The 16,189-nt window shown below is 33.7% G+C and carries 11 protein-coding genes; 3 read left to right on the forward strand and 8 right to left on the reverse strand.

Annotated elements, in window-relative coordinates; translation table 11 throughout:
• Window positions 1-19: 19 nt before the first annotated feature.
• The 5 genes from KW502_RS02015 to KW502_RS02035 all read right to left on the reverse strand — a co-directional run bounded on the left by KW502_RS02015 (window position 20) and on the right by KW502_RS02035 (window position 8,766).
• Entirely contained in the window at window positions 20-379 is a 360-nt protein-coding gene (locus KW502_RS02015; RefSeq protein WP_219038862.1) for a hypothetical protein, read from the reverse strand.
• Window positions 339-2,747 (reverse strand): leucine-rich repeat domain-containing protein, encoded by a 2,409-nt coding sequence (locus KW502_RS02020; protein WP_219038863.1) that lies wholly within the window; start codon window positions 2,745-2,747, stop codon window positions 339-341. The genes KW502_RS02015 and KW502_RS02020 overlap by 41 nt, the downstream gene beginning before the upstream one ends.
• Window positions 2,748-2,795: 48 nt before the next feature.
• Entirely contained in the window at window positions 2,796-3,173 is a 378-nt protein-coding gene (locus KW502_RS02025; protein ID WP_255553963.1) for a hypothetical protein, read from the reverse strand.
• A 69-nt stretch (window positions 3,174-3,242) separates the two neighbouring features.
• Window positions 3,243-3,656, reverse strand: a complete 414-nt coding sequence (locus tag KW502_RS02030) for a hypothetical protein (protein WP_219038864.1) — start codon at window positions 3,654-3,656, stop codon at window positions 3,243-3,245.
• Window positions 3,657-3,771: 115 nt separating this feature from the next.
• Entirely contained in the window at window positions 3,772-8,766 is a 4,995-nt protein-coding gene (locus tag KW502_RS02035) for a DUF4132 domain-containing protein (RefSeq protein ID WP_219038865.1), read from the reverse strand.
• A gap of 450 nt (window positions 8,767-9,216) precedes the next feature.
• On the opposite strand from KW502_RS02035, the gene KW502_RS02040 reads away from it, so the two are divergent.
• The 3 genes from KW502_RS02040 to KW502_RS02050 are packed head-to-tail and all read left to right on the forward strand — an operon-like array spanning window position 9,217 to window position 13,636.
• Window positions 9,217-11,730 carry a TonB-dependent receptor gene (locus tag KW502_RS02040; protein WP_219038866.1) on the forward strand — a complete coding sequence of 838 codons (2,514 nt, stop codon included), beginning with the start codon at window positions 9,217-9,219 and terminating at the stop codon, window positions 11,728-11,730.
• 11 nt (window positions 11,731-11,741) lie between these two features.
• A complete protein-coding gene (locus KW502_RS02045; protein WP_219038867.1) occupies window positions 11,742-12,680 on the forward strand; it encodes an alpha/beta hydrolase in 939 nt (312 codons plus the stop codon).
• Entirely contained in the window at window positions 12,680-13,636 is a 957-nt protein-coding gene (locus KW502_RS02050) for a glycerophosphodiester phosphodiesterase family protein (protein WP_219038868.1), read from the forward strand. Before KW502_RS02045 ends, KW502_RS02050 begins: the two co-directional genes overlap by 1 nt.
• A 101-nt stretch (window positions 13,637-13,737) precedes the next feature.
• On the opposite strand, the gene KW502_RS02055 is transcribed toward KW502_RS02050, so the two are convergent.
• The 3 genes from KW502_RS02055 to KW502_RS02065 all read right to left on the reverse strand — a co-directional run bounded on the left by KW502_RS02055 (window position 13,738) and on the right by KW502_RS02065 (window position 16,183).
• A complete protein-coding gene (locus KW502_RS02055; RefSeq protein ID WP_219038869.1) occupies window positions 13,738-14,070 on the reverse strand; it encodes a gamma-glutamylcyclotransferase family protein in 333 nt (110 codons plus the stop codon).
• A gap of 62 nt (window positions 14,071-14,132) precedes the next feature.
• Window positions 14,133-14,747 (reverse strand): hypothetical protein, encoded by a 615-nt coding sequence (locus KW502_RS02060; RefSeq protein ID WP_219038870.1) that lies wholly within the window; start codon window positions 14,745-14,747, stop codon window positions 14,133-14,135.
• Window positions 14,748-15,046: 299 nt separating this feature from the next.
• A complete protein-coding gene (locus KW502_RS02065) occupies window positions 15,047-16,183 on the reverse strand; it encodes a cytochrome-c peroxidase (protein WP_219038871.1) in 1,137 nt (378 codons plus the stop codon).
• Window positions 16,184-16,189: the final 6 nt, after the last annotated feature.

Genomic DNA, 16,189 nt, shown 5'->3' on the forward strand with positions numbered 1-16,189 from the left:
TAAAAATTCGGCAAGATTTTCAACATTCATCGAGAACCAAATCCAAAATTTTTAATTCTTCAATTTCCTTATCATAAACAAACGAACCTTCTCCAGAAACTAGAAGGGTCGTTATGTAATTCATTCCAGTTTCGTGGGGTTCTTCTAGATTTACATCAAACGAGAATTTGGCATTTTTAAACTGAAAAGTTTTGTTCATTTTATTGACTTCAACCTCTTCCGCAGCCAGCTTTATCTGCCAAATACTTGGTGCATGATTCCCCAGCTCTTTTTCTACGAGCAACTTAGACCAGCAGCTATCCATATTACAAACCAAAGCAGCCAGTTCTTTCTTCAGCTTAATAGTAGTCGGCACCAAATAAGAATGAGAGTTTTTCATGACTGAACTTTTTTTTCAGTTGAGTATAGTTAGGCGTCATTAAATTCTGAAAAGTCTTTTCTGATATATTATAGCCACTAAATTTAGAAAAGTAGTATTTCACTTCTTTTAATTTTAGTTTTTGAAAATAATCCGGAATGGTATTTTCAAAGGTACAGTTGTTAATTCCTAAATAGTTTAGGTGTTTGAGATCGGCAATCCATTTTGGAAAATCAACAAAATGTATCCCATCTAAATACAGCGTTTCTAAATTTGAAAACTCTTTAACGTAATCCGGAAGTTTTTCTATTTTATGATGCGGATTAAAATCTATAAGATCGAGCTTGGTTAAACTCTCTGGTATGGTTTTAATATCATCCCCAACTCCCTTCAAGTGAAGTCGCTCTAAGGCCGTAAATTTATTAAGTTGAGCGTAAGCTTTCTCATCAAAAGAATAACATAGCGATAATTCTAGATCTTTGAGGTTAGGCGCATCTAAGGCTGTCAAAGATGATACATCTGTATACGACAGATTAAGCTTTTCTAATTGAAAAAGCTGTACCGCAGAAAATTCTTGAATTGTACGGTTATGATGCATACAAAATGCTTGTAAATTAGGCATCTGCTGAAGCAATTCTTTTATATTTTGCGCTTTATAATTCTCTAATTTGAATCCTTTTAATTGAGGAGCAGGATGAGGGTTAAGCGCAACTTCGCTTTCGTTTTGATTTTCTATAAACAGTTTTTCGAGGTTAGGGCAATGTTTTAAAACATCTTTTATTGGCGCTGTAGACCAAATAACGTTTAGTTTTTTTAAGTATTCTGGCTTTGGAAAATATGCAGAATAATCTATTTCAGAATCTGATGCTTCTTTAGGGAAAGATATATCTAAGGTGCTGGCTACAATCTTACTAAAAAAGCCTTCCAAATTAGTAATACGTAAGGATTGAAATAAAGCCTTCTCAGTATTAATGAATTTTTTTCCTGGAATAAGCGCATCTATAGTTAAAATATAGAGGTTATTAATTTTTTGAGGAAGCACATCACTTTCAATAATTAAGTTAGGACATCGTTGAATCTCTAAAGAGTCGAGTAGTGCTACGTTTTTTAAATTTTCTGGTAACTTTTCGATATCAGAATTCCATATTTTTAGAGTAGCTAAATTTGGGCATGATCCTAAGTTATCAAATAAAATATCACAATCATTCATCCCAAAACAAGCAATTGTCTCTAACGCAGGTAAACGTTCTAAGCCTGAAGAAAGGTTTGGTAATTTATCTATATTGTAGATTTCTATCTCTTTTAAATTCGGAAATTTATTAGCATTGTTTAGAATATAGGTCAATAAATCTGCTCTATACAAAGTTAGTTTTGTAACTTCTAAAGGTTTGCCGGTACTTACAATTTTAATCGATGCATCTAATTGGATAACATCTATATTAGGCATAAATGCACAAGCATCTTCCACTTCTTTAATTTTGGGTACTCTATTAAAATGTACTTTTTTTAATGTGTTTAATTGTGGTAAATATTGTGGTATTTCAGTAAGATTGGGACAATCAAAAACTTTTATTTCTTCTAGCTCTTTTAAAGAAGAAAGATCTGGTAAGTTTTCTACATTTTTCAATTTTATTAATTCCAACACCTTTAAATGCTTCGGAAGTTTTAAATGTTCGATGTTTGCGGTGGTTAATCCTTTTAATTTTAAAGTTTCAAGACTGCCAAGTTGCTGTAAGTCTTTGGGTAAATCTAAGGCAACCGATTCTTCAGCTTTAGATTGAACTATAGATAGTTTTTTTAAATGCTTTAACTGCGTAAAATAGTTGGGAAACTCACGTAAGCTGGGAGTCGTTAGCTTTAGTTCTTCTAGCTCTTTAAAGTTGCTGAAAGAATCTGGCAAATCTGTATGTGCTCCATTAATTTCAAGGATACGAATTGAGTTTAATACGCCAAATTCTTCTGGAATTCCATTTTCAAATACTTCGCTAATAAATAAGCCAGTTATGTTTTGAAGCCGTAAGATGATAGAAGGATCTTTACTTATCTTTTTCTCAACATTTGCTTCCTCTAAAAAAAGTCGAGTATAGCCTAGTTTATGGTATAGTTTGCCAATAGGAAAGTCAGGATCTATAGACGCAAAATGCACAAGTGCGCTAATTACTTTTGTGGTGTTATCTAATTTTTCAGGAAGCTTATTGCGAGATTTAAAAGCTTTTAACTGAGCTTTATTGGCGTGTTTTTCTAAAACTTCTGTAATTTCTTGAACAACTTTTTTATTTCTGTAAAGTTTACCGATTATAAAAAGTTCATAAATACTATCCTGAGGATAGTTACTGGTTTCTTGAAGATGCTTGTAGTAGGATTCTATATGATCTAGCTTGAATTCCATAGTGGGTTTTGGTAATTTTAAGTTCTTATTTTTAAAAAATGAAAGAATTTATGCGTCTGTAGCTACTTTATAAGCATTCATTTTTTTAAGAATTATAGGAGTAAATAAGGCAAATCGAGCATTAAATTCTTCTTGAGAGGTTGCGGTATTTAAATTATTCACCATAGTTATCCAAGTATGCATCAATTCATCTTCTAGATTTTCGTGTTTAGTTTCTATCGCAATAGCTTTCACTAAATCTAAATGATCGTCTAGCTCATAAAAACCGGTTTCGTTTACCAGTTTAAAAACTTTTTCGAAAATAGGCTGGGTCGCCAGTAATTCGTTAGGTTGAAGTTCGGGTGAACTGGAAGCACTTATAGTTTCAAAAACATCTACCATTAAATCTTGAACAGTAGCATTTATAGAGTCGTTTAAATAGTTCAAAAGGAATTTTTTTTAAGTTATTATGAATGTAATTGGCGAGTTTTTTATTTGGTTTTTAATAGTTGAAGCTTACCAATACGAGCCTACTAAAAATGTCATTCTTATAAACGCAATTACACTTTCTGAAGTAAGCTGAAGCGGTGTTTGCAAATCGGTAATTTCTTCATCATCTATAAAAACCAGAAATAAACCATCTTTAAAAGCTACCAGTACATTATCTATTGACTCTTGCTCGTTGGCTAAATCTCTATTGGCCAGATCGCCAAAATCTACTTTACCGCTTGCGGCTTGATCTTGAATTTCTGACGGACTTAAAAAACCGATAACATTCACTTCTAAGCGTTTTTTATTAAAAGCTTCTACCTGATTTTTTACACAACCAATGAGTAACTCTTCTAAATTTTGTGGCGTTTCTGCTAAGGTAAACGGGAATTTTTTCACCTTTTTTTTGCCTAATCGTTTTAATTGTAGGGTAATTTCCATAACACGAATAATTTTTTGCGTTAGCGATTGTCGTGAAAAGCCCACAGTGCGCTAGCACGCGGACTTGTAACAGAAAGCGCGCCTCACGAGAGTGGGGAACGCCCTAATGTTACTATTAATTATTAATCTGCGCTAAAATGGTTGGATCTTGTATTTTATCGTCTTCGGCAAGCAGTTTCATTTTAGAAATAAGTTCGGCAGTTTTAGGATCGTCATCTACAAAAGGTAAAAACATACGTCCGCGATGCTGGCTGTGAACCGGTAATATAGAAAGTGACAATCCGTTTTTACTCACCTGCGCGCTTCCTAAATGAATGCTGTACTCGCCAAGTTTCCCTTTAATAAGAATGTGACGATTTTTAACTTCTATATTCTGAAGTTTAAACAATCTGGCAGATTCTTCGGCTAGAGCTGCGCGCATTTGCACTGTGCTGTGGCTGGCTTCTGGATCTACACCGCCAACGTGAGCAACACTTACCACCAAATCGATATCGCGCATAATTTCGCTAAATACTACCGGCGGAATTTCGCTAAGCGGAATAGGTTGATAATCCGTTAACGAATGGAAACAAACTTCTTCTAAAGTTGGCGCTTCAACATCTGATGGTGAATACCAATCTGCCATCGCATACATCGTAGCCATAAAACCACGTTTATGATATACTTTTTGTAAGCCTTCATCGCGGTTAACCGTCCAGCCTCTGCTGCGCAATAAAGCGACGGTTTTGTTAGGTTGAATTTGATGCCCTTCGTAGCGTTTAGATCTAAAACTGTTTTCTCGTTCTTCTTCAGTAATTACATATAATTCTCTAAATACTTGCTTAAACGGCTGTATGATGCGCTCTGCAAAAAGGTGTTTTTGGTATACATCCCATTCTACAGTTTGGTAAAGATGAGAAGAGTGTGCAATAACTAATGTATCTTCTGCTGTTAACGTATGTATTTTTCCAGAAACATTCGTTAAGGTACCTTCGCTGTAAAAACCACTAATTTCCTTTTCGGGAGAGAACATAACTAATTTGCTAAGCATCGCCTTTACAATAGGATGCAGCATAAGCTTATGAATTTCTGCAGCAGTAAATTGATCTTCGTTTACCATTGCATTTTCTAAAGATAAACGCGTTCTTTTGTATTGCTGTGCTAAATAGGTTTTATGTTCTTTTAACGCAATAACCGATTTTTCTTTGCGATATTTTGCCGGAATATTTTTAAGCGGTTTGCCTGCTTTGGTTACTTGAATGCTTGCTTTTCCTAACTCATTAATCACTAGTTTTAATTCGGTTTCATCGAGCTTTAGGGTTGCATTTTCCATAATTTCTTGCGTAGCTTTTGCTTCCATAGCCCAACTGAAACGAACCCGGTCTTTATAACCAGCATTTCTAGATAAATTATCTAATCCAATTTCTACGGCTAATTTTTCGCTTTCTTGACGCTGCGCTCCAAATTGCTTGCTTTCTTTTAAAAATTGCTGCAACAGATTGTAGCGTTTCAATAAATCTTTTTCTGGGACGGTTTTACTAAGCGGAATTAAGCCTAGAGCACGCACATAATCTTTGTCCCTTTTTTCTTTTACTTTCTTAAGCGTTTCTGTAATTTTTACTTCGCCTAGCATCACACTAGAATACAATTTAACTTGACGATGACCGTTTCCGTCAGAAATATATTTGGCAGCATCGTGTAAAAGTTTCCAGTTAGACTTTCCTAAATTTTTATACACTTTATTAAACCAATCAATATCGATGGCACCAATGGCAAAATCTGATTTTGAAATGTCTGAATATCTAGAAATTAGGGTTTCTTTCTCACTACTCATATAATCTGAAACATGCGCCTGAAACCACCAAACGGCATCTTCTAATTTCTCTAAACCTAAATACTCTCCTACATAACCGGCCCATTGTGTGGCATAACACGCCAATTCGATAAGGCGCTTTTTAGGTATTTTAGCTTCGTTAGCAAGGCTTACAAAATCTTCATAGCTTTCAGATTCACTAGGAACACTTTTTCTAAGAATACCGCTAAATTTTGATTTTTTGCTGTCGTTGTAATAACTATATCCGCGTTCAAAAGATTCTTTCCCTAAACGTTGTAAAATATCAAATACATAATGAGTTCCTTTTACCGTAATTATATGCGAAACATAATCTGAAGCTTCTGTAGCAATGTCTCCGCGCTCTAATTCTATTTGTAATAAATTGGTTTTTAGCGGTAAAAATACGTGTTCCGGAACTGGGTTCTTAGGTATTTTGCCACTACGAACCCGGTAATTTAAACCTCCATCGATAATCGACATTAACGACCCTGAATACAAGGCTTGAAACAACAAATCATCATCGTTAATTATATTTTTTTGATGTAATTTAAGGGTTGCTTCTATATTGGGGCTAGGCATATCTCTAGCATTTTTTACTTTTTCTGCAGCAACATCTCTTATTTGTGAAACACTATTAGGGTAACCTAAGTATTGGGCAGTTAAATATAGGTGTAAATCCCAGTACTTTTTTAGTTGATCTAGCGTGGTGTTTTCTAATTCATCTTCAGTTAGAGCTCCGATTAATTGCGTAGCTATAATCGTCCAATTTGAAGATAGTATGGAATAATCATTTTGTTTAAAGCCAGTTTTTTTACAGTCTTCTGGAAAATTAGCAATTACATCTTCTAAAAGATCTAATTTGAAATTAATAAAATTAGACTGATCTTGATAAGCTTTAAATAGTCTTTTTAGAACCGTTAAATACAATATGTTTTTTCCGTAATACGATCGTGTACTATGATCTATTGCTATTTTTTCTAAATTGGGAATGTATTGTTTTACAAAGGGAATAAGCTTACCGTAAGTGCTGTAAGGATTGTTAGCATTGGCTATAAAGCGAATAGCCATATACATTTCATAATCGTTTAGTTGACTGTTTTTATACCATTCTATCCAAATATTGGCTAGCGGAAGATTATGTAATTCTTCTAAAGGAGTAGGGGTTTCTAATTGTTTAATATCATGAATTCCCTGTCCCAATAATTGGGTGACTGTTTCTCCCTGATAACCTTCTCGTTCATATTCATAATTACGCTGTTCATTGATGAGTGTAATTAATTTATTAATTGCTAAAATTATTTTTTCAGCATCTATAAATGCACTCAATTTAAAGCTTTTACCTGCTGAAGTAACTATTCCTAATTTATCAAAAAAGTTGGTTTTTCTTTCAAATTTTGACTGTGGAATATAAAGACCACTCAGGTTTTCATAATCTATCGCGCCAAACCCATTACTAAAGCTATTTGTATTTGAATTTTTAGAAAATTTATCTAAAAAAACCTGTTCGTTTTTAGAGTGTTTAGGTCTTTCTTTATAAAGATGAATTTGTTCAGCAATAAAGTCACTGTATTTATCTTCATCATCGGCAAGAGTTAGCAGTTCTAGCCCTGCTAATCGCTGATCTATATTACGTGAAACCACCAAGTTTTTAGTCGTAGTTTTAAAACGATTTTCGGGTTGTCTTACTAAAAGTCTTAAAATAGCTGAACGTAGCGTTTTGCTTTTACGCCTCATCAGCTCTTCGGCAACTTCAATGTCTTTATCGTGTAAAGGCATAGCGTAAAACATCTGAATACCTGTATTCATAACCGTTTCATTACGGTTTTTTATAGACTGATGTACTAATTTTCGCTTCCACGAATCGGCTTCATAATCAAAATCTGGATTAGGTTGTGGAGGGTTTTCTTTGTTCCAGTAATAACGATAACTGTTAGGGAAAACTTTACGAATGTAATCTTCTCTAACTTCAGAAGGGAGCAAATCGATATCTTCTGCTAGGTATGCAAGTTGCTCTTCACTGCTATTTTTCAGTAAAAAATTATAGAAAGCCCCAGCGTTGGGTTGAAAGCTGTGCCAAGAAAATATATGTACTGGTTTCTCTTTGTTTTCAGCAGAAATAGATTGCGCAACTTCAAGCACCCGTTTAAAGGTATGATCGTCTAATTCAATTTCTGGTAAATTTATGATTAGCCAATGATCAATTGCCGCATCTTTACCTAATTCCTTTTTAAAATATTCAACAATAGAATGATTGGTACGTTCTGTTTGCGAAACAAAATAAAGCGCCAGTATTTTTTGTTCTCTATTTTCTGATTGGTAAACTAAATTAAGTGCTTTTTGATTGGCAATGTCTACATCAGTTAAGCCTATTGCCCAAAGTGCGGTATAAATTTCTAAATGATCTTTGCTGGCCAGCCATTCTTCGACTTTAGTTAAGTCTAACATAAGGCTTTCTGCAATTTTTAAAATTCGGTTTACAGTTGCTTTTTTAGGAGCTTCCCAATTGAAACCAAACCAAACATTTACAGCCCTTACCACACTACTAAACCGCGCTAAATCGTGCTCTAAAATTAGATTAATCATATAGTTTAAAGCGCCTAGACCACAATCGTCTAGGGTTTCTAAAATAGTCTGTCTAAGCCCTTCTTGACGCTGCGCAGCCAATAGCAAATCTCCTACTAGCTTCCAGTTTTTAGAGGAAGGAGTAAGCAATAATCCTTTAATAATATCTTGACTTATACCACCTATTTCGTCTTCTGCCTGTATAATATCGGTTACTACTTCATCTACAAATGCGGGTCGATGATGTAAAACACAAGCAAGAAAATAGCTATTTCCACGATCGTAATACGTGCTGTATTGCAACTGTTCTTTAAGAGATAGACCACCCATTCCTAAACGGCTTAGGCTTAAAAAACGTTTAAAAACACTTATTTTTTTAAAGAAAAGCTCTAACGTAGGTTTGCAACGAAAAGATCTTCTTGCATAACCAGATTGGTAGGGTTGGGTAGCGAGAAGATTCCAGGTTGCGGCTAAATAAGGAGCCTGAATTTCTCCGAATAGAAAAACGCCTAATTTCATTCCTTCAGGCGTAAGCCAAGGATTTACAGTTTCTGGATTTTCAAAACTATCAATCAAATCGTAAGCAGAATAATAATTGTATCTATCCTTATTAATACAGGCTACTACCAAACCTAATTTACGATAGGGTTCAGGAAATTGATTAAAATCTTCTTCTCTTAGTGTGGATTTTTTGAAGGTAGCAATGTATTTACTTGCTTGTTCTCTAGGTATCATAAATAAGAATCTTAAAGCTATAGTTTGCGTTAAACGTATTCTGCCAAATTATGTTTTACTTGTACTTTATAAGTTCATGCAAGATAATAGGAGCTTACTAAAATTAACTCACGGTATTTAGGGATATTTAGAAAGTTTCAAAAATATAATTCGAATATGACTAAAATAGGTGATTGTAAATAGAAATTTTTTACAACATAAAACTTTGATTACTAGGAATATAGACTTATAAACTCTTTAATTGTTTTTTGAAAACTATAGAGGTTTATGTTTTGATGTCTGTTAACTTATAATTAAAAAAATTAAACGTTTGTAAATGTTTTCGAGTTATTTAATTAACGTTTTTAGTTATTTTCTTACTTTTCTTAATATATAAATCATATTAAGAAAATACTTGTATAATGGGAGCGTAGGTAGTTTTGTGGCTTATAATAATCCACAAATTGTACTATGAAAAATTTTTATTTTCTATTCTTACTACTGTTTTTCTGTAGTTTTAGTTATTCTCAAGAAGGCTTAATGCTTCAAGGGAAAATCACTTCAGAAGATGGCGAACCTGTTACAGGTGCTAATATTACTATTGCTGAACTTTCAAAAGGAACTACCTCAGATTATTCTGGAAATTATCAAATTCAAGCTATAACAGCAGGGAGCTATACCATTGAAGTCTCTTTTGTAGGATTTAAAACCATAACAAAAGATATTACGCTCAATCAAGATACGAAGCTCAATTTCGAATTACAGGAATCGGCTTTTGAATTAGAAGGATTAGTTGTTACCGCTCAAAAAAGAGAGCAAAAAAATAAAGATGTACCAATCGCTATCACCTCTTATGGAAATGAATTTCTACAAAATCAAAATATTCAAGAGTTTGATCAATTGTCAGAATTTGTTCCGGGTTTACAAGTGCAATTACAGAGCGCCAACAATCCAGGTATTGTAATTCGAGGTATTACAAGTGATAACGGAGATTCTAGAGTAGAACCCAGAGTATCGGTTTTTCAAAATGGTGTTTCCATTAGTAAGTCTAGAGGTTCTGTAGTAGAACTTTATGATATTGAACGTGTTGAAGTTTTAAAAGGGCCACAAGGAACTTTATTTGGTCGAGGCGCTGAAATTGGAGCGATGCACATTATCAATAATAAGGCAGTAAATGATAATTCTGGAAAATTAACTTTAGGATATGGTAATTTTAACCAATTTAGAGCAACCGGTTTTGTAAATACTCCGCTAGTAAAAGATAAGCTTTTTGTGAGATTAGCAGGTATTTACAGTAAAAGAGATGGATTTATCGACAACCTTTCTGGAGGTGATTTAAATGGTAAAGAAACGCTAGCTTTTAGAGGATCTTTAAAATATATGCTAGGAGCAAATACGACTTTGGATGTAATTGCTAACTGGCAACACGATACTCCTCCTGGTACCGCTTTTAAGAGTGGAACTTACGCACCAGTAGGCGGAGACACAAACCCAAATACATTTGCCGATTTAGAACGCGGAGAAGAGTTAGGCTTAGACCGTACTGTTTACGATATTACTGCGATTGCCAAACATCATATCAATTCTGTTTGGGATTTTACATCTACCACAGCATATCGTGAATTTGATTCAGATGAAGCTTTTGATGCCGATGGTACTCCAGCTCCTGCTTTGTTTTTCCACGAGATCGCGAAAGGAAAACAATTTAGCCAAGAAGTTCGTTTCAATTTTAGTGCAGACGATAAGTTAAATGGTTTTTTCGGAGGAAATTTTTTCTATGAAGATGGTTCTCAAAGTGCCCCACTTATCACTAACGAGCAGAGTTATGGTGCTTTAATTTTAAGTTATTTAACCGGAAACCAAGATTTATTTATGGTGAATGGTATACCTCAATATTTTCCTGCCATTCCAAACGATCCAGATACTTTTGGTCAAGCAGCCGGAGCTCCCTTAAATGAAGCTAATCGTGAATCGTATACCAACTATGGTAAAAATTATTCTGGAGATATTTTTGCAGATGTATCGTATTCAGTTATTCCTAGTCTTATTTTTACCTTAGGTTTACGCGGAACTTGGGAAAATATTAATGCAGGTTATGAAGTGGATGATGCTGAAACGCCAAGCTTTATTGGTGCTTTATTAAGCACTTATCCTAATAACTTATTTGCTCCAACCAACGGACGTTTAAAAGCTAGCGAAAACTTTTTATCTGCGGTAGGTCGATTTGCAGTAAACTATGAAGTTTCTAATCAATTTTCAGTATTTGGAAACCTAGCCAGAGGTAGACGTCCTAATGTGATTAATATTGATGAAACTGGCGCAAATACTTTAGCAGCAGAAAGTGTTTGGTCTTACGAGGTAGGTGCTAAATCATTATTCTTAAATAACCGTTTACAGTTTGATGTGAATGCGTATACGTACAAGTACCGTCACTTCCAAACTTCAATAACCACTTTTGATCCTGAAACTGGTATAAACACTAACCCAGATGATAGTGGTAGTGCAACCTCGTATGGTTTTGAAGCAGCTTTTCAATATGCGTTTGCCAAAAACAGCAACTTTTTTGCCAATTACAGTTATATAGATGCAAGCTTCGATGATGAAGATGAAAACGGAAACGAGCAAGAATTAGCAGGAAATACCTTTAGATTAACCCCTAAACATTCATTTTCACTTGGTGTTAATTATCAGCCTTCAATAACTAAAAATATGGATTTATATGTTCGTCCTTCGTATAGCTATAAATCTAAAGTGTTTTTTGAAGAAACGAACAAACCCGGAGTTTCTCAAGATGCTTATGGTTTGCTAAACTTTAAAGTAGGAACAATCATCAATAAAAAATACGAAGTGAATTTCTTTATGAATAATGTGTTGGATGAAGAATATATAATCGATGGTGGTAACACCGGAGGAGGATTCGGTATCCCAACATTTATCGCAGGAGCACCACGTTCTTATGGTGTGCAAGCTTCTATTAAATTTTAAATCGAACAAAAATGAAAAAGTATTTTTTAATCGGATTTTTATTGCTGAATTTAACCCGCATATTTGCGCAGCAATTAGATAATATTTCATTGAATAAATTAGACGAATATATTGCTTCAAAAGAAGCTTCGGTAAATGATTTAAAACCGAATAACGAAGCACATATTATTTGGGAAAAAGAGTATCAAAAAACACCAATATCAATTGTGTATTTACATGGTTTTGGTGCAAGCAGTAAAGAAGGCGAACCGGTAATTTCTAAACTGGCAGAAAAATTTGGTTGGAATCTGTATATGTCTAGGTTACAGTCCCACGGTATTGCGGCAGAAGATGCTTTTAAATCATTAACACCCGAAAATTATATCGCTTCAGCACAAGAAGCTTTAGCAATTGGTAGAAAAATTGGCGAAAAAGTACTTTTAGTGAGTACATCTACTGGCGGAACACTGAGTTTAATTTTAGCTTCAGAAAATAAAGAATTAGCGGGAGTTATTATGTATTCCCCTTTTATCGGGTTAAAAAATCCTGCCATGGCAGCAATTACACAGCCTGGCGGAAAAGAGTTTTTTATCAACCAGATTGGGGGAGAGGTTCAACATCAAGATCGCCCGGCAGAAGAAGCCAAATATTGGTCTACCGATTATCATGTAAACGGCTATGTTGGCTTAATTAATATGCTTCAGCAGAATATGAACCCTAAAACCTTTAGCAAAGTAACTTGTCCCGTATTTCTAGGTTATTATTACAAGAATGAAAAAGAACAAGATCAGGTAGTTTCGGTAGAAGCAATGCTAAAAATGTATGATGAATTAGGAACGCCCGCCGCTGAAAAGGAGAAAGTAGCTTTCCCGGAAGCAGGAAATCACGTGATTGCTTCCGATTTACGTTCTAAAGATTGGGAAAAAGTATATCAAGAAAGTGTTGAATTTATAACCGAAAATATTAAATAATGAAAAAAATACTTCTAGTAGCATTGGCAATTGTCGCTTTTTCTTGTAAAAATAAGTCGACAGAAAAATCGGTAATAGTAGAAAATTCAACTGAAAATAAAACCGAAAATATTTCAGAAAAAAAAGCTGAAAAAACCTATAATTTCGATCTTGAGGGGCATCGAGGTACCAGAGGTTTAATGCCAGAAAATTCGATTCCAGCTTTTAAAAAAGCATTAGAATTGGGTGTGAATACCTTAGAAATGGATGTGGTGATCACCAAAGATAAAAAAGTATTGGTGTCGCACGATTTGTGGTTTAACCGCGATTTTTGTTTAGATTCTTTAGGAAAACCTATTAAAGAGAAAGATTCGATGAGCCTCAATATCTATCAGCATACCTATGCTGAGGTTCAAAAATACGATTGCGGAAGCATGGGGAATCCTAAATTTCCCGAGCAGGAAAAACAGCATGTTACCAAACCATTGCTAACAGCTGTTTTTGAGATGGCTGAAAATTATAAAGCCGAAAACAACGTTGATTTTTCATATAATATCGAATTAAAAAGCGATCCGCGTGCCGATAATTTTTACCATCCGGAACCTAAAGAATTTTCAGAATTAGTGATAAAAACCATCGAAAATTCTGGAATTCCAAAAGATCGAATTGTGTTACAGAGTTTCGATTTTAGAATTCTTCAGTACTTACACAAAGAACATCCAGAGTATCGCTTTTCGGCATTGGTTTATCAAGATGGAATCGATAAGAATTTGGAGAAATTAGGTTTTATTCCAGCGGTTTATAGTCCGGAATACAAAATGCTTTCAGAAGAAAGTGTAGATTCTTTACATGAACAAGATATGAAAGTAATCCCTTGGACAGTGAATGATACCACAGCGATGAAACAACTTTTAGAGTGGAACGTAGACGGAATCATCACTGATTATCCTAATCGAGCTTTGCCGTTTCGTTCGTAAATATTTAAAAATATATTCCAAAACCTCTTATTTCAGTTGAAGTAAGAGGTTTTTTTATGATCTTTACTTTCGTAAAAGTTGATTGATTTTGGATAATTGTATTAGCGCTTTACGTAGATATACCCAGTATTCCCTGATTCAAAAGTAACTTTAATTCTTTTATAATCATCCACTTCATAATCATCGGCATGTTGCAATTCAGTTGGTGTAATCTTAAATAAAGTTCCTTCAATTTTGTCGGTTTCATTACCTGAATATTGAATAATTGGATGAAATTTTTCTTCACTCTTCCTCAAAACTTCTGGGTCAGTTATTTCTACCATTTTTAGTTGATAGCATTTGAGAACATCTTTTTTACCTTCTAAAATTCTTGAAAAAGTTTCAAGTTGCACTTTTTCCTTTTGAAGTGTTCCGTATGAAAATAAATGAGGCATAATCTTATGTTATTTTAATGAATTGTAATTGTGGAGATTTTGTATAGTTAAAAATATAAATTTTAGTAGGGTATTTTAACTCCCATTTTATAAGTACCAGATTCAATTAATTTTCCATCTCTATTCCATAATTTATATTTCCCATTATAAGTAGATTCTATATTTTTCACTAAAAGATTCCCAACTTCTGTATAGAAAATTTCATAACTTTCTTTAATTAATTTGCAATCTTCATCGTAAAAGTTTTCAATTTTAGTGAGACATCCCTTTGAATAATATTCTTTACTAAATGGTTTTTTGTAAATACCGTTAATTTTTTCTTCTTTAGTTGTTTTGGGATCCTTATAATATTTAGTGATGATTTTTTTGACTCTAAATTGAGAAGTATCGGAGAATTTCTGATTTTCTTTAAATGCTGTTTTTCTATTTTTAGTATCTAATTTTTTGTAATTTTCATTTTCAAGAATACCGATAAGTTCATCATTTTTATTATAAGCTTCACTATAAAACTCAATACCATCTTTGACTTTAGACTTATAAATGATTTTAGCATCTGGGAAATGGGTGATGGTAATTCCGTTAAAAGTTTTCCAATTATTTTTATAGAAAAAAGTATATCTAGTCTTTACTAAATTGTAAGGACTCTCAGATTGAGCAAAAAAGACGGTATTCATCATTATAAACACAATTAATAGTATCTTTTTTGACTGAGATTCAAATTTCACAAGCATATAATTTAATTAATACTACAAAAATATAAAAACATATGGAAGCATGAATTTGATTAAATATTTTAAGTTTCTAAATAGCTTATTTTAAATAATAATCTTATAAATTGATGATGTAAACTCAGAATTCTGTTTTAAACCACAACTACTATAAATAATTTTGAATAGATGGTAAATTAAACGATTGGATTTTTATTCTTGAAAGATTTTGCATCAGAACTCAAAGGTTTCTAAAATAAAAAAAGTATCTATTCTGGTAATTCTGGAGCATGAATACGAGTATTCTTAGAAGATAATGTTTTTAAGAAAGCTTCTAAAGCATTGATTTCATCTTTAGTAAGCTCTAATTTATGTAATAGTGGTGAAACCTCAGGAATTAAAGAGTCTCGTGGTGTTCCCAAATAGCGCTTTTGAATAACTTGTGGATTACCTAAATTGTAAAATTCAATGACATCTCGTAAAGACGGAAAGTGACCGTTGTGCATCCAAGGACCTGTGCGAGCCACCTCACGTAGAGTAGGGGTTCTAAACTTGCCTATATCTGCTGTATCTCCAGTAACATGGAACCGACCAAAATCTTCGTTTTTGGTACCAAATAAAACCTGCCCGTCATTATGATACTGATTATCACTAAAATATCCAGTATTGTGGCAATTGATACAGCGTGCTTTAGTTCTGAACAAATGCAAACCTAAAACTTCTTCATCACTATAAACATTAGGGCGCTGATCAATAAACCGATCAAATTTACTGGTTCGGCTTATTATTGTACGTTCATAAGTAGCTATGGCTTTTTGAATTCGTTCTAATGAAACTTCATCACTATTAAAAGCAGCTACGAATAAAGGTTTGTAACCTTCAATTTCTTTGATTTTATGGACAGCAAGATTGAGCTTTTCATTCATTTCTAACTCATCGGCTATAGGAAAACGAGCTTGATCTTCTAAGCTATTCGCGCGGCCATCCCAAAATAATTCGTGGGCAAAGGCAACGTTCATGATGGTCATGGCATTCCGTTTTCCGTTTTGACGGTTGTGACCAAAAGAACGAGTTAAGTTATCTGTCCATGCCAATTCAGAATTGTGACAAGATGCACATGCTATTTGACCGCTGACAGAAAGTCTGGGATCAAAAAACAGTTTTTTTCCCAGATTTACTTTCTCTTTAGAATACGGATTATTATTAGGGAATTTCACTTTAGGCAAATGCCCTATGTCCTTAAAATTATTAATACTACTATCTAAATTAGGCGCTGGCCAATTTTCAGAATTACCTGAAGCATAAACCTCTCGTAAGAAGGTTATTGACTGATAATTTTCTTGCTTATCTGATTTGCAAGAGAAAAGTAAGGTAGTAATAATAATTAATAAGATTTTTTTGTACATGGATTA

It is taken from the genome of Mesonia aestuariivivens, assembly GCF_019311235.1.
Classification (GTDB): domain Bacteria; phylum Bacteroidota; class Bacteroidia; order Flavobacteriales; family Flavobacteriaceae; genus Mesonia; species Mesonia aestuariivivens.